Source organism: Enterobacter asburiae, from assembly GCF_007035645.1.
Taxonomy (GTDB): domain Bacteria; phylum Pseudomonadota; class Gammaproteobacteria; order Enterobacterales; family Enterobacteriaceae; genus Enterobacter; species Enterobacter asburiae_B.
In genome coordinates, this window is the sequence record NZ_AP019632.1 from 26,943 (window position 1) to 50,612 (window position 23,670).

Sequence of the window (23,670 nt, forward strand, 5' to 3'; positions counted from 1 at the left end):
GGTTTTTCGTTTAGGACCCTCCCCGGAACGTCGGCCCAGAAGAAAAGGACTGGAGCATGGCAAGTTCGGGCACAACATCCACCACGACGCGTTTTACTGGCGCGCAGCTGATCGTTCATCTGCTGGAACGGCAGGGCATCACCACGGTTGCGGGTATCCCTGGCGGCACGGTACTGCCGCTGTACGATGCGTTAAGCCAAAGCACGCAGATCCGCCACGTGCTGGCGCGCCACGAGCAGGGGGCTGGCTTTATTGCTCAGGGCATGGCGCGTACGCAGGGCAAACCGGCGGTCTGTATGGCCTGCAGCGGCCCGGGCGCAACCAACCTGGTGACCGCCATCGCCGACGCGCGCCTCGACTCCATTCCGCTGATCTGCATTACCGGCCAGGTACCGTCCTCAATGATCGGCACCGATGCGTTCCAGGAAGTGGACACCTACGGCATCTCTATCCCCATCACCAAACATAACTATTTAGTTCGCGATATCAGCGAGCTTCCTCAGGTTATCAGCGATGCGTTCCACATTGCGCAGTCTGGCCGCCCGGGCCCGGTGTGGATAGACATTCCTAAGGATGTCCAGACCGCTGAGATCGAAATCGACGTCCTGCCGGAGCCGGGCGAGCGTGCCCCCGCGCCGGAATTCAGCGCTGAGAGCGTGCGCGATGCCGCCGCCATGATTAACGCCGCCAAACGCCCGGTGCTCTATCTGGGCGGCGGAGCGATTAACGCTGCGGATGAAATCCGCCAGTTTGCAGAGAAAGCCAACCTGCCGACCACCATGACCCTGATGGCGCTGGGCATGCTGCCTAAAGCGCACCCGCTCTCTCTCGGCATGCTGGGTATGCACGGCGCGCGCAGCACCAACTACATCCTGCAAGAGGCTGATTTGCTGATTGTTATGGGCGCGCGTTTTGATGACCGGGCGATCGGCAAAACCGAGCAGTTCTGCCCGAACGCCAAAATCATTCACGTGGATATCGACCGCGCCGAGCTGGGTAAAATCAAGCAGCCGCACGTGGCGATTCAGGGCGACGTGGCCGAGGTTCTGGCGCAGCTGATCCCGCAGACGGACGCAGCCGACCGCGCCGACTGGCGCCAGCTGGTGGCCGATCTGCAGCGCGAGTTCCCGGGCGCCATCCCAACCGAAGGCGACCCGCTGAGCCACTACGGACTGATCAACGCCGTGGCAGCCTGCGTGGACGACAGCGCAATCATCACCACCGACGTGGGCCAGCATCAGATGTGGACCGCCCAGGCCTACCCGCTGAACCGTCCGCGCCAGTGGCTGACCTCCGGCGGTCTGGGAACCATGGGCTTCGGCCTGCCCGCAGCCGTGGGTGCGGCGCTCGCCAACCCGGACCGTAAGGTCATCTGCTTCTCCGGCGACGGCAGCCTGATGATGAACATTCAGGAAATGGCGACCGCGGCCGAAAACCAGTTAGACGTGAAAATCATCCTGATGAACAACGAGGCGCTGGGGCTGGTGCATCAGCAGCAGAGCCTGTTCTACAAGCAGGGCGTGTTTGCCGCGACCTACCCGGGGATGATTAACTTTATGCAGATTGCCGCCGGTTTTGGCCTGCACACCTGCGATCTGAACGCCGAAGAGGATGCCCACGCGGCGCTGCAGGACGCGATTTCTCGCCCCGGCCCGGCGCTGATCCACGTGCGTATCGACCCTGAACAAAAAGTGTATCCGATGGTGCCGCCGGGAGCGGCAAATACTGAGATGGTGGGAGAATAAGCCATGCAGAAACAACATGATAACGTCATTCTGGAACTCACCGTCCGCAACCATCCTGGCGTCATGACCCACGTCTGCGGGCTCTTTGCCCGCCGGGCGTTTAACGTGGAAGGCATTCTCTGTCTGCCGATTCAGGGCAGCGAGCACAGCCGCATCTGGCTGCTGGTCAACGACGACCAGCGTCTGGAGCAGATGATGGCGCAGATCGACAAGCTGGAAGACGTCACCAGAGTGGCGCGCAACCAGTCCGATCCCACCATGTTTAACAAAATTGCGGTGTTTTTCGAATAAATCGCTTAAGGTAAGCGCCCTGGTCGGCCTGCAGGCGTCGCGCTTGCAGGCCGGATAAGCGCAGCGCCATCCGGCGCTTTCAGACCGCAGGAAGACACATGACCACCATCGCTCTCATCGACGACCACCTTATCGTCCGCTCCGGCTTTGCCCAGCTTTTAAACCTCGAACCGGATTTTCAGGTCGTGGCCGAGTTTGGCTCCGGTCGCGAGGCGCTGGCGGGCTTGCCGGGGCGCGGGGTGCAGGTCTGTATCTGCGACATCTCGATGCCGGATCTCTCCGGGCTGGAGCTGCTAAGCCAGCTGCCGAAAGGGCTGGCGACGATTATGCTGTCGGTCCACGACAGCCCGGCGCTGGTCGAGCAGGCCCTCAACGCGGGCGCGCGCGCCTTTCTCTCCAAGCGCTGTAGCCCCGACGAACTGATCGCCGCCGTGCGAACCGTCTCCACCGGCGGCTGCTATTTAACGCCGGATATCGCCATCAAGCTGGCGGCCGGACGTCAGGATCCGCTCACTCGGCGCGAGCGCCAGGTGGCTGAGAAGCTCGCGCAGGGGATGTCGGTAAAAGAGATTGCCGCCGAGCTGGATCTGTCCCCGAAAACCGTGCACGTCCACCGCGCCAACCTGATGGAAAAACTCAACGTCAGCAACGACGTCGAGCTGGCGCGCCGCATGTTTGACAGCTGGCAATGAGTTCCGCTTTTTCACGGCTGATCGCCGTTGTCGCCAGCTTTTTTATCTTCTCCGCCGCCTGGTTTTGCCTGTGGAGCATCAGCCTGCACCTGGTGGAACGCCCGGAGCTGGCGGTGCTGCTGTTTCCCTTCGGCCTGCGTCTGGGGTTAATGCTCCAGTGTCCGCGCGCCTACTGGCCCGTTTTGCTCGGTGCTGAATGGCTGATGCTGGTCTGGCTGGCGCAGGAAGTCGCTCTCGCGCACCTGCCCTTATTGATGACCGGAAGCCTGCTCACGCTTCTCCCGGTTGCTCTCATTTCCCGCTACCGCCACCAGCGCGACTGGCGCACGCTGCTGCGGCAGGGGGCGGCGCTGATGGCCGCCGCGCTGCTGCAGTCGCTTCCGTGGGTCGGCGAGAAGGAGATGCTCAACGCCCTGCTGCTGACCCTGACCGGCGGCCTGACGCTGGCGCCAACCTGTCTCGTGATCTGGCACTACCTCACCAGCACCGTCTGGCAGCCGCTCGGCCCGGCGCTGGTTTCCCAGCCGGTGAACTGGCGCGCCCGGCACCTCATCTGGTATCTGCTGCTGTTTGTGGTGAGCCTGTGGCTCCAGCTTGGCCTGCCCGCCGAGCTTTCTCGCTTCACGCCGTTCTGCCTGGCGCTGCCGATTATCGCCCTGGCCTGGCACTACGGCTGGCAGGGGGCGCTGATCGCCACGCTGATGAACGCCATCGCGCTGATCGCCAGCCAGACCTGGCACGATCACCCTGTGGATTTACTGCTTTCCCTGCTGGCTCAGAGCCTGACCGGGCTGCTGCTCGGCGCGGGCATTCAGCGCCTGCGCGAGCTGAACCAGTCTCTGCAAACCGAGCTGGCGCGCAACCGCCGCCTGGCGGAGCGTCTGCTGGAGACGGAAGAGAGCGTGCGGCAGGAGGTCGCCCGCGAGCTGCACGACGATATCGGCCAGACCATCACCGCTATCCGCACCCAGGCGGGCATTGTCCAGCGCCTGGCGGCAGAAAACGCAGGCGTGAAGCAGGGCGGGGCGCATATCGAACAGCTTTCGCTGGGCGTCTATGACTCCGTTCGTCGCCTGTTAGGACGACTGCGCCCGCGCCAGCTTGACGACCTGTCGCTGGAGCAGGCGGTGCGTTCTCTGATGCGCGAGATGGAGCTGGAAAGCCGCGGAATAGTCAGCCATCTCGACTGGCGCATTAACGAATTTACGCTCAGCGAAGGCCAGCGCGTGACGCTGTTCCGCGTCTGTCAGGAGGGGCTGAACAACATCGTCAAGCACGCCAGCGCCAGCGCGGTCACGATCCAGGGCTGGCAGCAGGACGACAGCCTGAAGCTGATAATTGAAGACGACGGCTGCGGCCTGCCGCCGGGTTCCGGCCAGCAGGGCTTTGGCCTGGCGGGCATGCGCGAGCGCGTGAAGGCGCTGGGCGGCACGCTGAACCTCTCCTGCACCCACGGGACGCGCGTCAGCGTCAGCCTGCCGCTACGGAGTTACCATGTTTAAAACCCCTGCCAGCGCCGCGCCGATTGGCGATAAAGCGGAAATCGACGCCCGCTACCGCTACTGGCGTCGCCATATCCTGATGACCATCTGGCTCGGCTACGCGCTGTTCTACTTCACCCGCAAAAGCTTCAACGCCGCCGCGCCGGAAATCCTCGCCAGCGGCGTGATGACGCGCATCGATATCGGCCTGCTGGCGACGCTGTTTTACATCACCTACGGTCTGTCGAAGTTCTTCTCCGGCATCGTCAGCGACCGCTCCAACGCGCGCTATTTCATGGGCGTTGGGTTGATCGCCACCGGGGTGGTGAATATCCTGTTTGGCTTCTCGACGTCGCTTTGGGCCTTTGCCCTGCTGTGGGCGCTGAACGCCTTTTTCCAGGGCTGGGGCGCGCCGGTCTGCGCCCGCCTGCTCACCGCCTGGTATTCGCGCAACGAGCGCGGCGGCTGGTGGGCAATCTGGAACACCGCGCATAACGTCGGCGGGGCGCTGATTCCGATGGTGGTGGGGGCGGCGGCGCTGCACTACGGCTGGCGCGCGGGGATGATGATTGCCGGTGGCCTGGCGATAATTGCCGGGCTGTTTCTCTGCTGGCGCCTGCGCGACCGGCCGCAAACCGTCGGCCTGCCTGCGGTGGGCGACTGGCGGCACGACGAAATGGAGATTGCCCAGCAGCAGGAGGGTGCGGGGCTGACCCGCAGGGAGATCCTCACCAAGTACGTGCTGAAAAACCCGTACATCTGGCTGCTGTCGCTCTGCTATGTGCTGGTCTACGTGGTGCGCGCGGCGATCAACGACTGGGGCAACCTGTACATGTCCGAGACGCTCGGCGTGGATCTGGTGACCGCCAACTCGGCGGTTACGATGTTCGAACTGGGCGGGTTTATCGGCGCGCTGGTGGCGGGCTGGGGCTCGGACAAGCTGTTCAACGGCAACCGTGGCCCGATGAACCTGATTTTCGCCGCCGGGATTTTGCTCTCCGTCGGCTCGCTGTGGCTGATGCCGTTCGCCAGCTACGTGATGCAGGCGGCGTGCTTCTTCACCACCGGATTCTTCGTGTTTGGCCCGCAGATGCTGATCGGCATGGCGGCGGCGGAGTGTTCCCACAAAGAGGCGGCAGGCGCGGCGACGGGCTTTGTCGGACTGTTTGCCTACCTCGGCGCATCGCTCTCCGGCTGGCCGCTGGCGCGGGTGATCGACGTCTGGCACTGGAGCGGATTCTTCGCGGTGATCGCTATCGCGGCGGGGATCTCCGCGCTGCTACTGCTGCCCTTCCTGCACGCGCAGGCGCCGCGCGAGGTGAGCGAAGCGTGATGCGTCTCACCTTTTCACCCCGAATGGCGCAAAACCAGGAAATTTTCCCGGTTTTACCTGGACGCTGTCTCAGGCATCTCTCCCGGCTGATTTTTACAATGCCTGCCATTCGCAGGTAAAAATCAGCTCAGGAGCAAACCATGCTGGCCTTCCTCAACCAGGTGCGCAAGCCGACCCTGGATCTGCCGCTCGACGTGCGGCGCAAGATGTGGTTCAAACCGTTCATGCAGTCCTATCTGGTGGTCTTCATCGGCTACCTGACCATGTACCTGATCCGCAAAAACTTTAACATCGCGCAGAACGACATGATCTCAACCTACGGGCTGAGCATGACGCAGCTGGGGATGATTGGCCTGGGCTTCTCCATCACCTACGGCGTGGGTAAAACCGTCGTTTCCTACTACGCGGACGGCAAAAACACCAAGCAGTTCCTGCCGTTTATGCTGATCCTCTCCGCCATCTGTATGCTCGGCTTCAGCGCCAGCATGGGCGCGGGCTCCGTCAGCCTGTTCATGATGATCGTCTTCTACGCCCTGAGCGGCTTCTTCCAGAGTACCGGCGGGTCGTGCAGCTACTCCACCATCACCAAATGGACCCCGCGCCGCAAGCGTGGTTCGTACCTCGGCATGTGGAACATCTCCCACAACCTCGGCGGGGCGGGTGCGGCAGGCGTGGCGCTGTTTGGCGCAAACTACCTGTTCGACGGCCACGTGATCGGCATGTTTATCTTCCCGTCGATTATCGCCCTGATTGTCGGCTTTATCGGCCTGCGCTACGGCAGCGACTCCCCGGAATCTTACGGCCTCGGCAAAGCCGAAGAGCTGTTCGGCGAGGAGATCAGCGAAGAGGACAAAGAGACCGAAGAAAACGAGATGTCCAAATGGCAGATCTTTGTTGAGTACGTGCTGAAAAACAAAGTGATCTGGCTGCTGTGCTTCTCAAACATCTTCCTCTACGTGGTGCGTATTGGCATCGACCAGTGGTCGACCGTATATGCCTTCCAGGAGCTGAAGCTCTCTAAAGAAGTGGCGATTCAGGGCTTCACTCTGTTCGAAGTGGGCGCCCTGGTCGGCACCCTGCTGTGGGGCTGGCTCTCGGATCTCGCCAACGGCCGTCGTGCGCTGGTGGCCTGCGTCGCGCTGGCGTTGATTATCGCCACGCTCGGCGTCTACCAGCATGCCAGCAACCAGTACGTTTACCTGGCGTCCCTGTTCGCGCTCGGCTTCCTGGTGTTTGGTCCACAGCTGCTGATCGGCGTGGCGGCAGTCGGCTTCGTACCGAAAAAAGCGATCGGCGCCGCCGATGGGATTAAAGGCACCTTCGCCTACCTGATCGGCGACAGCTTCGCCAAGCTGGGTCTGGGGATGATCGCCGACGGCACGCCAATTTTCGGCCTCACCGGCTGGGCGGGCACCTTCGCGGCGCTGGATGCGGCAGCCATCGGCTGTATCGTCCTGATGGCGATGGTAGCGGTGCTGGAAGAACGTAAAATTCGCCGTGAGAATCGTGCGCAGAAATTAAAAACAGCCTGAGTGTGCAGGTAACTTCTTTGCCCGGTGTGTGATGCCGGGCTTTTTTATGCCTGTCGCTGTCGACGCCCTGCGTTTCCCGCTATGATGAGCGGCAATTCATAGGAGAACGCATGGTCTGGATAATGCTGGCAACGCTTGCCGTGGTGTTTGTGGTGGGATTTCGCGTCCTGACCTCAGATTCCCGCCGCGCCATCAAACGTTTGAGCGAGCGTCTGGGGATCACCCCGATGCCGGTCGAGTCGATGATCGACCAGTTCGGTAAAACGCCCGGCAATGAGTTTATCCGCTACCTTGAGCGGCCGGACGAGGCGCATCTGCAAAACGCGGCGCAGGTGCTGCTGATCTGGCAGGTTTGCATCGTCGACGGCAGCGAGGAGAACCTGCACGCCTGGCACCGCATGCTGCGTAAAGCCCGCCTTGCCGCGCCGATTACCGATGCGCAAATTCGTCTGGCGCTTGGCTTCATGCGCGAGATGGAGCCCGATCCGCAGGAGCTAAACGCTTTCCAGCTTCGCTATAACCAGCTCTTCCTGCCGGAAGAGGGCGTGTTTTACCTACACTGATCCCCTGTAAAAACGACAAAAGTTGTCAAATCGTTAAATCCGTCACACTTTTGATGATAAACTGCGCGACTTTTCCGCACGTTTTTATCTTCAGGTGACGCCATGACAGAACATATCCAGCCCACGACCAGACCGCAGACCAAAGAGGTTTCTCGCCCCAACTGGTCGGCCGTTTTCGCCGTGGCGTTCTGCGTCGCCTGCCTGATTACCGTTGAGTTTCTGCCGGTGAGCCTGCTGACGCCGATGGCGCAGGATTTGGGCATTTCCGAGGGCGTGGCGGGGCAGTCCGTCACCGTTACCGCCTTCGTGGCGATGTTCGCCAGCCTGTTTATCACCCAGGTGATTGGCACCATCGACCGCCGCAAGGTGGTCATTCTGTTCAGCGTGCTGCTGACGCTCTCCTGCCTGCTGGTCTCCTTCGCGGAAAGCTTCACCCTGCTGCTGCTGGGGCGCGCCTGCCTGGGGCTGGGATTAGGCGGTTTCTGGGCGATGTCGGCCTCGCTCACGATGCGACTGGTGCCCGCGCGGACGGTGCCAAAAGCGCTTTCCGTTATCTTCGGTGCGGTCTCTATCGCGCTGGTGATTGCCGCGCCGCTCGGCAGCTTCCTCGGCGGGATTATCGGCTGGCGTAACGTCTTCAACGCCGCGGCGGTGATGGGCCTGCTCTGCATCATTTGGGTGTGGAAAGCGCTACCGTCGCTACCGGGCGAAGCGGCGCACCACAAACAGAACATGTTCGCGCTGCTGAAGCGCCCCGGCGTGCTGGCGGGGATGACCGCCATCTTTATGTCCTTTGCCGGGCAGTTTGCCTTCTTTACCTATATCCGCCCGGTGTTTATGACCATGGCGGGCTTTGACGTGGACGGCCTGACGCTGGTGCTGCTGAGCTTTGGTATCGCCAGCTTTGTCGGCACCTCGCTGTCTTCCCAGTTCCTGAAACGCTCCCTGAAGGTGGCGCTGGCGGGTGCGCCGCTGGTGCTGGCAGCGAGCGCGGCGGTGCTGGTGCTGTGGGGCAGCGATAAGTGGGTGGCGTCTGCCATCGCGATTATATGGGGGTTGGCCTTTGCCCTGGTGCCGGTGGGCTGGTCGACGTGGATCACCCGCACGCTGGCCGATCAGGCGGAAAAAGCCGGGTCGATTCAGGTGGCGGTGATCCAGCTGGCAAACACCTGCGGCGCGGCCATTGGCGGCGTGGCGCTCGACCATTTGGGGCTGACGTCACCGCTGGTGATCTCCGGCACGCTGATGCTGCTGACCGCGCTGCTGGTGGCGGGGAAGGTTAAGGCGAAGTAAGTCAATTTCCCCCCTCACCCCGGCCCTCTCCCCAAAGGGGCGAGGGTGAAAAGACAGCACCGAGCCGTCCCCTCTCCCCTGTGGGGAGAGGGTTAGGGTGAGGGGACATCAGGCTACGCCGATGTCTGAACCCGTCTTCTCGAATCCATTGAAATCAACACTACCGACGACACAATCAATAGCGTCCCCAGCCAGTCCGGCAGGGTGAACGCCACCCCCAGCAAAATCACCGACAGCAGCGCGCTGCTCAGCGGCTCGGCGCAGCTCAGAATGCTCGCCTTCGGCCCGCCGATCATCTGTGCGCCTTTCAGATACAGGCTGAACGTCAGCGCCGTGCCAATCACCACGAGGTAGAAAAACGCCAGCAGCAGGCTGCCGTCAATCACAAAGGTGGTCCCGCGTCCGGCGTAGAACGGCGTCAGCATTAGCCCGGCGATCAGCATGCTCCAGCCGACAATCGGCAGCGTGCCGTAGCGGGCGATCAGCGTTGACGGATAGGTGGTGTAAAACGCGGCGGCAAACGCCGAGGCGATGCCGAAGAACAGCGCGGCAGGCGAGATGGAGAGCGAGGTCGGGTCGCCGTGAGTGACCAGCAGGAAGGTGCCGACAAGCGACGTCATGATGGCCGACAGCACAAACAGGCCGGGACGCTTTTTCCGCGCCAGGGCGAACCAGGCCACGATAATGGTCGGCGAGAGAAACTGCAGCACGGTAGCGGTCGCAGCGTTGGATTTTTCAATCGTCAGCAGGAAGGTGAGCTGCACGGTGAGCGCGCCGACCAGCGAGAAAATCAGCAGGCTGAGGGCGTCTTTGCGATGTTTGATGACCGAGAAAATCTTATCGCCGTGCACGAAAGAAAGCGTCAGCAGGATCACGCCGGTAAACAGCAGGCGAACCATGGTCAGGTAAGGCGAAGAAATGTGGCTTTTCTCCATGATGTACTGCGCGCAAACGCCGGAACTGCCCCATAAAACGGCGGCGATCAGGACGTTTAGCATCCCTTTACGTGTGGAACCCATTTTCTCCCCTGCGATGTTGTCGTTAATTCGGTCAACAGCATAGCATGGTTGCGTGCGGCCTGATGCCCTCACCCCGGCCCTCTCCCACGGGGAGAGGGAGCAAACACTAAAAACGGCAACTTGCGTTGCCGTTTTGCTTCTACCTTGCCTAGAACCACGCCTCCCACATCGCGCCGACGTTGAAGTCGTCGAGCGTTTCGTCTTTGGTGTTGTTTACGCGCGCGGTGCGTTCGTTATCCACCTTGCCGCCGGTCACGTAGAAGCGCAGCATCGGGCGGAACTCCGGCCCCATGGCGATAGACATGTTCTGGGACAGGGTCAGCTTCCAGCCCTTGTTGTCGCCACCGTTGTCGTAATCAACATGCTGCCAGCCCGCTTCCAGCCAGGTGGAGTGAACGTCGTTCCACCAGTGCATTGGTCGCACGATGGCGTTGTAGTTTTTGCGGTTGTCGGTCTTATCGCGGCTGTTGTCGTAGTCGTGGAAGGCGAGGATGTACTCCACCTGCGTGGCCTGGGTGAATTTGTATAGCCCTTCGAAGCTGGCGTAGACCGTGGTCAGATCCTCGGTTTTGTTGAACACGCTGTTGTCCGCGTTATCGGAGTAGCGGGCGATCACCTTGTTCACGCCGCTGTCGTTGGTGTGGCTCAACACCACGCCGCCTTGCCACGCGTTCAGACGCTCGTCGCTCTCCACCGCCTTGGAGTCAAAGCCGTAGTTGGCGTACAGCTCCATGTCGATCGGGCCAAGCTTCATGCCGTGGATTTTTGAGGTCGCGGCGTAGTTGCCTTTGTCGCCCGTGCCGGAACCGCCGGTACAGGTGATGCGCGACGGGTTGGCTTCATCTTCCATCACTTCCGGGCTACAGGATTCCACCGCCGCCACGGCGGCCACGTCGAACTGCACGCCGCCGATGTCGAAGTTCTTCACCCCGGCGCCCTGGCCGTCGTGGTTCATCCAGAAGTAGTCGTTGATGCCCTGCTGCGGACGCTGGTGGAAGTCACGACCTGCCCAGAAATAGGCGTTCGGGTTGGAGGCCATAATGTTGGTCACCCCCGCGTAGGCTTTTTTCAGGTTAACTTCGTCGCCCCAGTGGTCGATCATCACGTTAACGTCCCAGATGGCCCCGTTTTCACCCTTGAAGGCCTTGGAGAGCTGGAATTCCCCGCCGTTGCCTTCGTTGCCCAGACGACCAATGGCGGACGCGCCGTTGTACGAGCCGTCCACCGCGACGTATTTCTGATCGGCGGCCTGGAAGTGCGCGCCGTAGCGGGCGTAGCCGGTAAATTTAATTCCGAACGGGATCGCCATATCCGGAGATTGCGCCGCGCTTTGCGGCTCGGTCACCACGTCCGCTTTTTTCGCGACCGCCGCATCCATTTTAGCCTGACGTTCGGCCAGGGCTTTATCCACCGCTTTCGCCACAATGGCGTCGATTTGCTCCTGGGTGAATTCCTGTGCGAGCACGGAAATTGGGCAAAGCGCGGCGATAACCGCCATGGTTAATGGAAGTTTTTTAATCGTATTCATGGTTATCTCAATATAGTTTAATTTTATTCAGACAATAACCATCCCGCTCCGATCTGACAGAGTATGTCGCTATCATCAGAACAAGTGGATCTCTATTTAGGGTACAGAGGTATTACAATAATTATTTCGCCATAGACTATCTCTGATATAAATGAATAATTTCTTCGGACAGTTCACGCGCTAATAAGGAGTTCATTAAATGATCCTGCGCGTGCACCATAATTAACGTCATCGGCTGGCGGCCTTCGCCCGCATCCTGCTCGATCAGTTTGGTCTGCATCTTGTGCGCCTGGCGCGCGTAGCCGTCGGCTTCGCGCAGCAGGCTTTTGGCTTCGTCAATATTGCCCTGGCGCGCCGCGTGCAGCGCTTCAAAGCACAGGCTGCGGGACTGTCCGGCATTGACGATAATTTCCATTACGGCTTCTTCTAATGCGATCATCATCATTACTCTTTTTCAAAACTATTATTTAACGCGGTAGCGGCAAACCACTCTCCGCTTTTCTTAATGGTGCGTTTCTGCGTCTCTAAATCGAGCTGGATAAATCCGTAGCGATTTTTATACGCGTTGCACCACGACCAGTTATCAATAAACGTCCACATATGGTAGCCGAGACAATTGCACCCTTCGCTAATACCCTTATGCAGCCAGGCTAAATGTTCGGAAATAAACTCGATGCGGTATTGATCGTTAATCTGGCCATTTTCAATAAACCGCTGCTCGTTTTCGACGCCCATGCCGTTTTCAGAAATAAAGCAGCGAGGGTTGCCGTAATTGTCGCGCAGGTTAACCAGAATATCGTAAATACCCGGCTCGTAGATTTCCCAGCCACGGTACGGGTTCATCTTGCGGCCCGGCATCTCGTAATTATCGAAGAACCACTCCGGCATAAACGGCGCCTGCGGGTTCACCGCGCTGTCGCGACACTTCACGCGACGCGGCTGATAGTAGTTCACGCCGAGCAGGTCGATTTTCCCTTCCGCAATCAGGAAACCGTCTTCCGGTTTACAGGCGGGTAATTGATCGCAGGATTTCAGCAGCGCTACGAGATCTGCCGGGTATTCGCCGCGCAGGACCGGGTCAAGGAAGCTGCGATTAAACATCAGATCCGCGATGTGCGCCGCCTTCACGTCCGCCGGGTTCTGCGAACGCGGGTACGACGGCGTCAGGTTTAGCACGATGCCAATCTCCCCCGCGTAATGCCCGGCGCGGTAGGCCTGCACCGCCTTCGCATGGGCCAGCACGGTGTGATACGCCACGGTGGCTGCCCGACGAAAATCCACCACGTTCGGGTAGTGGAAGTCGTACAGATAACCGCCTTCCACCGGCACGATCGGCTCGTTGAAGGTAAACCAGTGCAGCACGCGATCGCCGAACAGCTCAAAGCAAATCTGCGCATAGCGGGCGTAGGCGTCCACCACGTCGCGGTTTTCCCAGCCGCCGATCTCCTGCATCGCCATCGGCATGTCGAAATGGAACAGGGTCATAAACGGCGTGATGCCCTGTTCATTCAGCTCATCAATGACCTGATTGTAAAAATCGACCGCTTCCGGGTTCACTTCACCGATACCGTCGGGGATCAGGCGCGCCCAGCTAATCGAGGTGCGAAAGCTGTTGTGGTTCAGCTGCTTTAACAGCTGAATATCCGTTTTCCAGTGCTGATAAAACGTGGAGGTCTGCTGCGGCCCCACGCCGTTGTGAAAACGGTTTGGCTCGCGGGAAAACCAGTAATCCCACGTGGTTTCCCCCTCTCTTGCCCCTTCCGTCTGGAGAGCGGAGCTTGCGCTGCCCCACCAGAAGTTATCGGGAAATGTGTATTTCATGACTCTTCCTCTTTGACTTAATTGCTGGCGGTCTCGGCGGCGCCGACGGTTGCCTGGGCCTTCTGCTCTTCGTTTTTGATGAGCGTACGCTCATAGGCGCGCAGGAACGGCAGGTACATCAGCGCGGACATCACCATACAGACCAGGCACATCACCACGGGGCTCAGCGCCCAGTTTGCCGCCCACGAGGCGCCAATCGGTGCAGGGGTGGTCCACGGGGTCAACGAGACGACCTGCGCCAGCCAGCCGAGTTTGGTTGCCGCGTACGCCAGGCAGGCGTTGACCAGCGGAACGAACACGAACGGGATAAACAGCATCGGGTTCATGATGATCGGCGCGCCGAACAGAATCGGTTCGTTGATGTTGAAGAAGCTTGGCACCACGCCCATTTTGCCGATGGTGCGCAGGTGGGTAACGCGGCTGCGCAGCAGCAGGAACGCCAGCGGCAGCGTGGAGCCTACGCCGCCAATCAGCAGGTAGTGATCCCAGAAGCCCTGGAGGTAAACGTGCGGCAGCGCCGCGCCGGCCGCCAGCGCCGCCTGGTTTGCCGAGAGGTTCGCCATCCAGAACGGGTTCATGATGCCGGTGACGATCAGCGAGCCGTGAATACCGGCGAACCAGAAGATCTGGCACAGCAGCACGGAGAGCAGAATGGCGGGCAGGGAGTCAGAGGCGGACACCAGCGGCTCCAGCAGGTGCATGATCGCCTGCGGTATGATCATTCCGGTCTGCGCTTCAATGAACAGGTTCAGCGGGTGCAGCGTGCCGATCACCACCATCACCGGGATCAGGATTTCAAACGAGCGCGCCACGCCGGTTGGTACTTCCTTCGGCAGGCGAATGGTCACGTTGTTCTGCTTCAGCCACGCGTAAACGCGGGTGGCGTAAATGGCGGTGATCAGGGCGGTGAAGATGCCCTGGCCGGAGAGATACTGGGTCGAGATCTTGCCGTCGGCATACGGCGCGGCGACCAGCAGGAAGGCCATAAAGGCCAGCAGGCCGGACATCACCGGGTCGAGGTTAAACTGACGCCCCAGGCTCGCCCCAATTCCCACCGAAATGAAGAAGGTCATCACGCCCATGCTGAGGTTAAACGGCAGCATCAGCTGTTCACGATAGGTCTGGGAGAAATCCAGCCAGCCGCGGGCAAAGCTGTTGGTGGTATCCGCCGAGAAAGGCGGGAAGATGAACACCAGCATAAACGAGCCGATGATCATAAACGGCAGCGCGGCGGTAAAGCCGTCGCGGATGGCAATCACATACTTTTGCTGGCCCAGCTTGGCGGCCAGCGGGGTAATTGACTGCTCAATCACCGCGACCATGGATTGATATAACGAACTCATGTGAACACCTTTTAGTGTGCCGCTTCGATGAGCGACAGAGCATAGTCCAGTACTTTATCGCCACGCTGCATGCCGTAGTCCATCATATCGATGGGCTGCACCGGAATGCCTTTCGTAGCCGCCTTGTCTGAGAGTGTCTTTAACATGTATTTCACTTGCGGTCCGAGAAGGACAACCTGGTATTGCGGAAACTGCGTATCAAATTCGGAAACACCGTACGCATCAATCTTCACCGGCAAACCACGTTCTTTCGCGACATCGACCATTTTGCTGACCAACAGGCTGGTGGACATCCCGGCAGAGCAGCACAGCATAATCTTGAACATCGACAACCATCCTCTAAATGTAAAAAGTTATTGCGAGGATGATTGGACATTATACGGAAACCGGTTTCCATTCATAAAAGACAGAAGTGTGACAACCATCAAGATCCCTTACTTATGAGGCTAATTAACCGGATGTGGGTCACATAATTTGGCTGTTATGACATCATTTTGAGTAGAAACGGAAAATCGGTTTCCATGGAAAACGGAAACGGATATACTCCGTTCTGGCTATAATGTAAGCCGAAGCGGTGATGGAATTTGCAGGCGCGAGGTAAGCCTGCCAGGGGAAAGAGATGTCGACAATCAATGATGTATCACGTCTTGCCGGGGTGTCTAAAGCCACGGTATCGCGAGTGTTGAGTGGGTCGCGTGGCGTTAAGGAAGCCAGCCGTCAGGCCGTTCTGAAGGCCGTGGATGAGCTAAACTATCGTCCCAACGTGATTGCCCAGTCGCTGCTGAGCCAGTCGACGGGCTGCATTGGAGTCATTTGCGCGCAGGAAAATATTAACCAGACCACTGGTTATCTCTACGCGCTGGAAAAACAGCTCAGCCAGCATCAAAAACACCTCCTGCTGCGCTTCGCGCACAGCAAAGCGGAAGTGATGCACGCCCTTGAAGAACTCTCCTGCGGGCTCTGCGATGATATCCTGGTGATTGGCGCCCGTTTCCCGCTGGACGTGGAGATGGACAACGTCATTCTGGTGGACTGCATGGAGTCTGATAATTCCAACAGCATTCAGTTCGATCACGCCTTTGCCGCCGAAACCGCATGTAACTACCTCACCAGCCAGGGGCGTCGCCAGATTGCGCTGATCCACCCCCACGGCAGCGGTTTTGCCGACCAGGTGCTGCTCGGCTACAAGCACGCGCTGGAGAAAAATTTCCTGCCCTTTAATCGCAGCCTGGTCTTTATGGACGCGACTTCTTCATCCGTTGCGCTGCAGGAGCTGCTTAACAACGCCAGCACCCTGAATTTCAACGCGCTGCTGGTGGCGGACGAGCAGGAAGCCCAGCGGGTGATCCCGCAGCTGCAGGCGTTTAATAAATCGGTGCCGGACGACATCATGGTCTTCAGCCTGGCCGGATCGCTGCACCTGCCGGGCATTCCGGTGATCCCGGCAATTGAATATTCCATGGACGCGATGGCGGCGCGCATTGTGAGCTGGCTGACGGAGAAAACGCAGATGCTCGGGTCCTATGTTCTGCGCGGGGATTTGATCATTCCAGACGTGCGTAAGCGTTAAACATGTTGTGTAGGCCGGGTAAGGCGCAGCCGCCACCCGGCGAGAAGCACGTTTCCAGCTCTCAATAATCTTCCATACAATCCACCTGACCAATCGCCCCCCAGTAGGCATCCAGGTTGTCGCGCTTCACGGCGGTGATGGCATTTTTAATCAGCAGCTGATTGGCCTCGGACGACAAAATCATCTCCTGCCAGGCTTTATCGCTCTGCTTTTTCTGTGGCGTACAGGTTTTCTTAATATCTTTAAGGACCTGCTGCTTTATTTGCGCCTCTTTCGCGGGGTCATCCTTTTCCTGAGCATGGACAAACGCGGCGAAGAGCAGACAAACCAGCAGGCAGACCAGGTGCGCAGCTTTCATCAACAACCCCCTTTAGAAGTCACATGCTTCCCATGAAATATATCGTTACATTCAGTGTAGCGACGCCAGCCGAAAGTATGAATTTTCTCTTCACCGCCTGTCATGAACTTCCCGGCAAGCGCTACTGAATACCGCCCCCCAGCGACTGCCACAGCGTGATGCGGTTTTCCAGGTCGGTTTGCTGCAGCGCGATCAGCGATTCCTGCGCCGACCACAGCGACCGCTGCGCGGTCAGTACCGTCAGATAATCCCCCGCGCCCGCCCTATAGCTTCGCGTTGCCACATCCAGCGTTTTTTGCTCCGCCGCGACGTATTCGCGCTGGGCGTCGAGCTGTTCGCTCAGGGTTTCTCGTCGCGCCAGCGCGTCGGCCACGTCCTTAAACGCGCTCTGGATGGCTTTCTCATAGGTGGCGATCAGCCCTTTCTTCTCCGCTTCCGCGTAGCGCAGCTGCGCCAGGTTGTTCCCGCCGCTAAACAGCGGCAGGGTGATGGACGGCGCAAACGACCAAACCTTCATCCCGTGGCTGAACAGGGAGGAGAGCGAGTCGCTGCCGACGCCCGCGCTGGCGGTGAGTGAAATGGTCGGGAAGAAGTTGGCGCGCGCCGCGCCGATGTTGGCGTTGGCGCTCAGCAGGTTATGTTCCGCCTCCTGAATATCCGGACGACGCAGCAGGGTGCTGGAGCTGACGCCCGCCGGGATCAGCGTGATGGCGTTGTCGCTCAGGCTCTCCAGCGTGCCGGGCAGCAGCTTGTCCGGCACCGTATCGCCCGCCAGCAGATTAAGGGCATTTTTGTCCTGCATCACCAGCGTCCGGTAGCTTGCGACGCTGGCGCGCGCCTGCTGGTACACCGCTATTGCCGAGCTGACGTCCGTCGCCGCCGCCACGCCCACTTCCTGCTGGCGCTTCACAATCTTCAGCGAGTTTGCCGCGCTCTCCATGGTGGATTTTGCCAGCGCCAGGTTGCTGTTATCCGCCGCCAGCGTCACCCAGGCCGTGGTCAGCTCGCTGACCATCGTCAGGCGCGTGTTCTGCGCGGTGAACTCGCTGGCAAGCCAGGTTTCACGCGCGGCGCGGGAGAGGCTCTGGTTGCGGCCAAACAGATCCAGCTCGAAGCTGGAGACCGCGCCGTTGGCTTCATCGCTTGTCGCGACGCCGCTTGCCAGCGTGCGGCTGCGGGTGTGGCTCAGCTCGGCGTCCACCGTCGGGAACAGGGACGAGCGCGTTTCACCGTACTGGGCGCGGGCGGCGTCGATATCGGCAATCGCTTTTTGCACGTCGCGGTTGCTGTTAAGCGCCATCGTCACCACGCTTTTCAGCCGCGCATCGTTCATTACCTGCTGCCACTGGCTCACCATGGCGGTGGCTTCGCCGTGCGCGCCGGGCAAGGTTGCCGGGACGGGCGCGTCCGGGCGTTGATACGTTGGATCTAACGACACACAACCCGCGCTCAGCAGGGCTAGCGCTAAAACAGATACACGAAACATTATGACCTCCGGTTCGCGTGTTTACCGGAGAACAGTCGTTTCACCAGTACAAAGAATAAGGGGACGAAGAAGATCGCCAGCAGCGTCGCGGCCAGCGTCCCGCCGATAATGCCGGTACCAATTGCCACGCGGCTGTTGGCGCCTGCACCGGTTGCCACGGCCAACGGCGTAACCCCTGCGATAAACGCCAGCGAGGTCATGATGATCGGCCGCAGACGCGTCTGGGCGGCACGCAGTGCGGCGCGCGTCAGAGAGTACCCTTCAGCGACTTTGGCTTCGGCAAACTCGACAATCAGGATCGCGTTCTTCGACGACAGGCCGATAGTGGTGAGCAGCGCCACCTGGAAGTAAACGTCGTTGTTCAGGCCGCGCAGCGAGGCGGCCATGGCCGCGCCCAGCACGCCAAGCGGGATCACCAGGATGACCGAAATCGGCACCGACCAGCTCTCATACAGCGCTGCCAGGCACAGGAACACCACCAGGATGGAGAGGGCATACAGGCTCATCGCCTGACCGCTCGCCAGTTTTTCCTGCAACGACAAACCGCTCCACGCCCAGGTGCTGCCGGACGGTAGGCTGTTTGCCAGCTGCTCCATTTTGCCCATCGCCGTGCCGGAGCTGGCGCCGCTGGCGTTTTCACCCTGAATCTCATACGCCGCCGAGCCGTTGTAGCGCACCAGGCTTTCCGGGCCGTACTCCCAGCGGGTGGTGGCAAAGGCGGAGAACGGGGTCATGGTGCTGTCACTGCCGCGCACAAACCATTTGTTGAGATCCGACGGCACGGCGCGGGTGTCGCTGTCGCCCTGGATGTAGACCTTTTTCACGCGGCCGCGATCGATAAAATCGTTCACGTAGGTCCCGCCCCAGGCGCTGGAAAGGGTGTTGGTAACGTCGCTCAGGGACAGCCCCAGCGACACGGCCTTGTTGTTATCGATATCCACCTGAAGCTGCGGCATCTGCGGCAGATCGTTGGCGCGCACGGCGTGCAGCGAGCTGTCCTGATTGGCCTCGCCAATCAGCTGGTTACGCAGCTTCAGCAGCGCGTCGCGGTCGGTGCCGCCGCTGGCCATCAGCTCAAAGGTAAAGCCGTTGCTCTGGCCCAGGCCGTCCACCGCGGGCGGCGTCATGGCAAAGATGGTCGCATCGCGGATGGTGCTCAGCTCCTGCGTGGCGCGCAGGGCGATGGCCTGAGCGGTATTCTCATCGCCTTTACGTTCGGACCAGTTTTTCAGGGAGACAAACGCCATCCCGGCGTTCTGGCCGCTGCCGCTGAAGCTGAAGCCCTCAATGGTGAAAATAACGTTGGTGTTGGCTTTCTCTTTGGTGAGGAACCACTCGCGCACCTGGCGGCTGACTTCGGCGGTACGCACCGTCGTCGCACCGGCCGGCAGGGTGTACTGCACCATGATTTCACCCTGGTCTTCCGTCGGCAGGAAGCTGCCCGGCAGCTTAAGCATGGCGAAGCCCATCGCGCCGCAGAGCAGGGCGTAGATGACCAGCATGCCGCCGGAACGGCGCAGGGCGCGCAGGACCTTGTTCTGATAGCCGCGCTCGGTCCTGCTGTAGAAGCGGTTAAACGCGCCGAAGAAGCCCTTTTTGTGCGGCGTCGTGTGGCTCAGGATCGAGCCGCAGAGTGCGGGCGTCAGTGTCAACGCCACCACCACGGAGAGGAACATCGCCGAAATGATGGTGACCGAGAACTGACGGTAAATCACCCCGGTGGATCCGCCGAAGAAGGCCATCGGCAGGAATACCGCAGAGAGCACCAGCGCAATGGCAACCAGCGCGCCGGAGATTTCGCCCATCGATTTTTCGGTGGCTTCCCGCGCGGGCAGGCCTTCGTCGCGCATAATACGCTCGACGTTTTCCACCACCACGATGGCATCATCCACCAAAAGCCCGATCGCCAGCACCATCGCAAACAGCGTCAGGGTATTGATGGAGTAGCCGAACAGCGCCAGCACGCCGAAGGTGCCCAGCAGAACGACGGGCACCGCCAGCGCCGGGATCAGCGTCGCGCGGATGTTTTGCAGGAACAGGTACATCACCACCACCACGAGGATAATGGCTTCGAACAGGGTCTGAATCACGTCCTCAACGGAGATCTTGATGAACTCGGTGCTGTCTTTCGGGTAGGCCACGTCGTAGCCTTCCGGCATCGACTTTTTGAACTCGGCGATCTTGTCTTTTACCGCCGTCGCCGTGTTGAGCGCGTTCGCGCCCGGTGAGAGCATCACCGCCATACCCGCCGCCGGGTGGCCGTTGAGCTTCGCGGTGGCGGTATAGTCTTCGCTGCCCATCTCCACGCGGGCAACGTCGCTGATGCGCACCACCGCGCCGCTGGACTGGCTCTTCACAATGATGTTTTTAAACTGATCGACCGTCTGCAGGCGCGACTGGGCGCGGACGGTGGCGGTCAGCTGCTGGGCGTTCGACGAGGGCAGCGCGCCGATTTTACCGGCGGAAACCTGCACGTTCTGGGCTTCAATCGCGCTCTGCACGTCGGACGGCATCAGCGAGTAGGACGCCAGCTTCGCCGGGTCGAGCCAGATGCGCATCGCGTATTCCGCACCGAACACCTGCAGGCTGCCAACGCCCTCCACGCGCGCCAGCGGGTCCTGCATATTGCTCACCAGCCAGTCGGCGATATCCGAGCTGCTGGCGGCGTCGGTTTTGTCGTACACGCCCATGATCAGCAGGAAGTTGCTCTGCGATTTCTCGACGGTAATGCCGGACTGCTGCACCTCGGTCGGCAGGCGCGATTCTGCCTGCTGAACCTTGTTCTGCACCTGCACCTGGGCGGTGTCCGGGTCGGTTCCCTGCTCGAAGGTGACGGTAATGCTCACCGACCCGTCCGAGCTGCTGGTGGAGGTGAAGTAGAGCAGGTTATCCAGCCCGGTCAGCTGCTGCTCGATCACCTGCGTCACGCTGTTTTCCAGCGTCTGCGCGGAGGCACCGGTGTAGGTGGCGGAGATTTTGATCGACGGCGGGGCGATGTCCGGGTATTGCGCCACCGGCAGCGTGCGGATCGCCAGCATCCCGGCGAGCATGATAAGAATGGCGATAACCCAGGCAAAGACCGGGCGACGCACGAAGAAGCGGGAAAACATCAGGCTTTTCCTCCCGCAGCTTTCATCTCTTCGGCCTTCACTTCCTGCCCGGGAGTCACTTTGTCGGTACCTTCCACAATCAGCCTGTCGCCCGCCTTCAGGCCGCTCAGCACCAGCCATTTGTCGCCGTAGGTGTCGCCCGTCTCCAGCTGACGCTGCTCGACCTTATTGCTGGCATTCACCACCAGCGCGGTGGCGGTGCCTTTGGCGTCGCGGGTGATGCCCTGTTGCGGTGCCAGGATCGCGTCGTTCATGATGCCTTCATCTACCCTGGCGCGAACGAACATCCCCGGCAGGAGCTGGTGCTGCGAATTCGGGAAGACGGCGCGCAGCGTGACCGAGCCGGTTGATTCATCCACCGCCACTTCGGTTAACGCCAGACGGCCTTTCTCGCCGTAGGTGCTGCCGTCTTCGAGGATTAAGGACACGCTTAACGTATCGCTATTTGTGGCAAGGGTTTGCTTGCGTAAACGCAGCAGATCGGCGCTGGAACGCGTGAGATCGACGTACATGCTGTCCAGTCCGCGAACGGTGGCAAGCGCGGTATCCTGCTGCGCGGTCACCAGCGCGCCGGGCGTGACGGAGGAGATGCCGATGCGTCCGGCAATCGGCGCGGTCACGGTGGTCCAGTTGAGGTTAATGCGCGCGCTCTCCTGTGCGGCCTTCTTTGACTCGACGCTGGCCTTGTCCTGCGCGCAGGTGGACTGTGCGTCCTCTGCGTCCTGGCGCGACACGCCCTCGTCTTTCACCAGCTGCGCATAGCGCCGGGCCTTCTGGCAGTCGGCCGCTACCAGCGCCTGAGCCTGCTTCAGCGCCGCGGCGGCTTCATCAAACGCCGCGCGGTAGCTGGAAGGGTCAATTTGATACAGCGCCTGCCCGGCTTTCACGGTATCGCCTTCGGCGAACAGCCGCTTCTGGATAATGCCGCCCACCTGCGGGCGCACTTCGGCGCTCATGGCGGCGGTGGTGCGGCCGGTCAGCTCGCTGACGACGGACACCGGCTGGCTCATGAGGGTGACAATCCCCACATCCGGAAGAGGACGCTGGGGAGCAGATGTTTGCGCATTATCGCACCCGGTCAGGAGAAATAATGCCGCGATGGAGGTTGTTATGTTTTTCATAATCTTTTTCCAGGGTGAACGACGCCTGCCCCGTTAATGGCTCAACGGGGAGGAGGGCTATTTAAAGGCACAGCGATACCGCATCTCCGGCTGAGCCAGAAATGTAAAAAAGGGGAATTACTTATTCCCGCTAATTATTCATATGCGATTACTTCGCAGAGAAAAGCATATTTAAAATATCCTGATAAAGGGGTTCTAATTGTTCTGACGGGACTTTTAAGGGGGTTAATCGACGATAAATCGTCCCCTCAATCATCACGGCGGTAATCTCCACGCAGCAGCGAATATGCTCGTCGCTCAGGTGGGGAAACTGCTTTTTCAGGTGCGCACAGGCGTTGGCGAACATGCGCGATTCGGCTTCGATCAGCATCGTCGCCACCTGCGGATTACGCGTGGCCTCAGCGGACATTTCCAGCATCAGCGCATCGTCATCTTCATTGAGGGTCTGTCGCCAGGCGAGCGCCTGCGGCATCCCTTCCACCAGGGTTTTACCCTGCATCTCCTCAATGCGCGAGTCGATGATGCGGCGGATCATCTCTTCGATAATCGCGTCTTTGTTGCTGAAATAACGGTAAATTTGCCCGACGCTGAGCTTCACCTCGCTGGCGATCTGCGACATGCTGGCGGCGTGAAATCCGCTGGCGCGAAAGCAACGACGCGCGGCGGTGATGATCTCGTCCTGACGTTGTTTTTGTCGTTCTTCCAGTTTCGTACTCATCGTCGGCTACCGTGTAAAAGTGAGAATGATCGTTCTCAGTATACGTTTTGGGTGCATATTGGAAAGGCCTTTTTTATTTAGATATTGAGGGAATGTTTCCGTATTTAAAAAATGGAGGGAATGAGGAGTTTTTGTGGAGGTTAAGCTGTGAGATATTCAGATTGCATAGAAAATAAGGAGAGAAAAATGCACCTGAGCATAACAAATAATGTAACGCCCGCTGAAAAAGAAGAGTTATTTGTGGGGTTAAGAGCCTATAACGGGCAATTTTTGGATATGGCGACCTTTAGCGGCGACATTGGCGTTTACGTACGAGACGATAAAGGCGTCATGCTCGGCGGGCTAATTGGGGTGCGTAAAGGCGACTGGCTGAATATCGACTATCTCTGGGTCAGCGAGACCGTGCGCGGATCCGGCGTGGGCAGCCAGCTCATCAAAACGGCCGAAGAGGAAGCCAGACGCAAAGGCTGCAAGCACGCGCTGGTCGATACCGCCAGCTTCCAGGCGCGCCCGTTCTATGAAAAACAGGGGTACCAGCTGCAGATGTCGCTACAGGATTACCCGTATGAGGGCATGCAGCGGCATTACCTGGCGAAAGCGCTTTAAGCCCCGGATCTGTAGGCCGGGTAAGCGCAGTGCCACCCGGCAAAACCCGCATATAACTTA

21 protein-coding genes are annotated in these 23,670 nt (G+C 59.8%); 10 read left to right on the top strand and 11 right to left on the bottom strand.

From position 1 onward, the window contains the following. Window positions 1-56: 56 nt before the first annotated feature. The 8 genes from ilvB to nepI all read left to right on the top strand — a co-directional run bounded on the left by ilvB (window position 57) and on the right by nepI (window position 8,930). The gene (gene ilvB / locus FOY96_RS00135; RefSeq protein ID WP_143346323.1) at window positions 57-1,745 is read left to right on the top strand and encodes an acetolactate synthase large subunit; all 1,689 of its coding nucleotides are present in this window, start codon (window positions 57-59) and stop codon (window positions 1,743-1,745) included. 3 nt (window positions 1,746-1,748) lie between these two features. After that, window positions 1,749-2,036 (top strand): acetolactate synthase small subunit, encoded by a 288-nt coding sequence (gene ilvN, locus FOY96_RS00140; protein WP_033144334.1) that lies wholly within the window; start codon window positions 1,749-1,751, stop codon window positions 2,034-2,036. Window positions 2,037-2,134: 98 nt separating this feature from the next. Next, window positions 2,135-2,728: a response regulator transcription factor UhpA gene (uhpA, locus tag FOY96_RS00145; protein WP_143346324.1), complete on the top strand. Its 594-nt coding sequence runs from the start codon at window positions 2,135-2,137 to the stop codon at window positions 2,726-2,728. Further along, window positions 2,725-4,230, top strand: a complete 1,506-nt coding sequence (gene uhpB / locus FOY96_RS00150) for a signal transduction histidine-protein kinase/phosphatase UhpB (RefSeq protein WP_143346325.1) — start codon at window positions 2,725-2,727, stop codon at window positions 4,228-4,230. Before uhpA ends, uhpB begins: the two co-directional genes overlap by 4 nt. Next, window positions 4,223-5,542: an MFS transporter gene (locus FOY96_RS00155; protein WP_143346326.1), complete on the top strand. Its 1,320-nt coding sequence runs from the start codon at window positions 4,223-4,225 to the stop codon at window positions 5,540-5,542. The genes uhpB and FOY96_RS00155 overlap by 8 nt, the downstream gene beginning before the upstream one ends. 140 nt (window positions 5,543-5,682) lie before the next feature. Continuing rightward, the gene (gene uhpT, locus FOY96_RS00160; RefSeq protein WP_143346327.1) at window positions 5,683-7,074 is read left to right on the top strand and encodes a hexose-6-phosphate:phosphate antiporter UhpT; all 1,392 of its coding nucleotides are present in this window, start codon (window positions 5,683-5,685) and stop codon (window positions 7,072-7,074) included. A 110-nt stretch (window positions 7,075-7,184) separates the two neighbouring features. Further along, on the top strand, window positions 7,185-7,637 hold the full coding sequence (locus FOY96_RS00165; RefSeq protein ID WP_021242696.1) for a DUF1198 domain-containing protein: 453 nt from the start codon (window positions 7,185-7,187) through the stop codon (window positions 7,635-7,637). 102 nt (window positions 7,638-7,739) lie between these two features. Continuing rightward, complete coding sequence (gene nepI, locus FOY96_RS00170) at window positions 7,740-8,930, top strand: purine ribonucleoside efflux pump NepI (protein WP_033144329.1); 1,191 nt, start codon at window positions 7,740-7,742, stop codon at window positions 8,928-8,930. Between the two features lie 113 nt (window positions 8,931-9,043). On the opposite strand, the gene FOY96_RS00175 is transcribed toward nepI, so the two are convergent. From FOY96_RS00175 to FOY96_RS00200, 6 genes are all read right to left on the bottom strand, one after another. Next, window positions 9,044-9,949: an EamA family transporter gene (locus FOY96_RS00175; protein WP_126797230.1), complete on the bottom strand. Its 906-nt coding sequence runs from the start codon at window positions 9,947-9,949 to the stop codon at window positions 9,044-9,046. Window positions 9,950-10,097: 148 nt separating this feature from the next. Beyond that, window positions 10,098-11,477: a carbohydrate porin gene (locus tag FOY96_RS00180; RefSeq protein WP_033144328.1), complete on the bottom strand. Its 1,380-nt coding sequence runs from the start codon at window positions 11,475-11,477 to the stop codon at window positions 10,098-10,100. A gap of 136 nt (window positions 11,478-11,613) precedes the next feature. Then, on the bottom strand, window positions 11,614-11,916 hold the full coding sequence (locus FOY96_RS00185) for a PTS lactose/cellobiose transporter subunit IIA (RefSeq protein WP_029741865.1): 303 nt from the start codon (window positions 11,914-11,916) through the stop codon (window positions 11,614-11,616). Between the two features lie 5 nt (window positions 11,917-11,921). Further along, on the bottom strand, window positions 11,922-13,298 hold the full coding sequence (locus FOY96_RS00190; RefSeq protein WP_143346328.1) for a glycoside hydrolase family 1 protein: 1,377 nt from the start codon (window positions 13,296-13,298) through the stop codon (window positions 11,922-11,924). Between the two features lie 17 nt (window positions 13,299-13,315). After that, a complete protein-coding gene (locus tag FOY96_RS00195; protein WP_023309840.1) occupies window positions 13,316-14,641 on the bottom strand; it encodes a PTS sugar transporter subunit IIC in 1,326 nt (441 codons plus the stop codon). A gap of 11 nt (window positions 14,642-14,652) precedes the next feature. Continuing rightward, a complete protein-coding gene (locus FOY96_RS00200) occupies window positions 14,653-14,967 on the bottom strand; it encodes a PTS sugar transporter subunit IIB (protein ID WP_039260376.1) in 315 nt (104 codons plus the stop codon). A gap of 293 nt (window positions 14,968-15,260) precedes the next feature. Here FOY96_RS00200 and FOY96_RS00205 point away from each other — a divergent pair, with 293 nt between their 5' ends. Beyond that, window positions 15,261-16,211, top strand: a complete 951-nt coding sequence (locus FOY96_RS00205) for a LacI family DNA-binding transcriptional regulator (protein ID WP_063438949.1) — start codon at window positions 15,261-15,263, stop codon at window positions 16,209-16,211. A 61-nt stretch (window positions 16,212-16,272) separates the two neighbouring features. Here the strand turns inward: FOY96_RS00205 and FOY96_RS00210 are convergent, their stop codons facing one another. From FOY96_RS00210 to FOY96_RS00230, 5 genes are all read right to left on the bottom strand, one after another. Then, window positions 16,273-16,569: a YicS family protein gene (locus FOY96_RS00210; protein WP_023309843.1), complete on the bottom strand. Its 297-nt coding sequence runs from the start codon at window positions 16,567-16,569 to the stop codon at window positions 16,273-16,275. A 121-nt stretch (window positions 16,570-16,690) separates the two neighbouring features. Further along, window positions 16,691-18,055: an efflux transporter outer membrane subunit gene (locus tag FOY96_RS00215; RefSeq protein WP_143346329.1), complete on the bottom strand. Its 1,365-nt coding sequence runs from the start codon at window positions 18,053-18,055 to the stop codon at window positions 16,691-16,693. Next, the gene (locus FOY96_RS00220; RefSeq protein WP_143346330.1) at window positions 18,055-21,165 is read right to left on the bottom strand and encodes an efflux RND transporter permease subunit; all 3,111 of its coding nucleotides are present in this window, start codon (window positions 21,163-21,165) and stop codon (window positions 18,055-18,057) included. Before FOY96_RS00220 ends, FOY96_RS00215 begins: the two co-directional genes overlap by 1 nt. Continuing rightward, on the bottom strand, window positions 21,165-22,286 hold the full coding sequence (locus tag FOY96_RS00225) for an efflux RND transporter periplasmic adaptor subunit (RefSeq protein WP_143346331.1): 1,122 nt from the start codon (window positions 22,284-22,286) through the stop codon (window positions 21,165-21,167). Before FOY96_RS00225 ends, FOY96_RS00220 begins: the two co-directional genes overlap by 1 nt. Before the next feature lie 148 nt (window positions 22,287-22,434). Further along, the gene (locus FOY96_RS00230; protein ID WP_143346332.1) at window positions 22,435-23,004 is read right to left on the bottom strand and encodes a TetR/AcrR family transcriptional regulator; all 570 of its coding nucleotides are present in this window, start codon (window positions 23,002-23,004) and stop codon (window positions 22,435-22,437) included. A gap of 186 nt (window positions 23,005-23,190) precedes the next feature. Here FOY96_RS00230 and FOY96_RS00235 point away from each other — a divergent pair, with 186 nt between their 5' ends. Next, complete coding sequence (locus tag FOY96_RS00235; protein WP_143346333.1) at window positions 23,191-23,610, top strand: GNAT family N-acetyltransferase; 420 nt, start codon at window positions 23,191-23,193, stop codon at window positions 23,608-23,610. Window positions 23,611-23,670 lie beyond the last annotated feature (60 nt).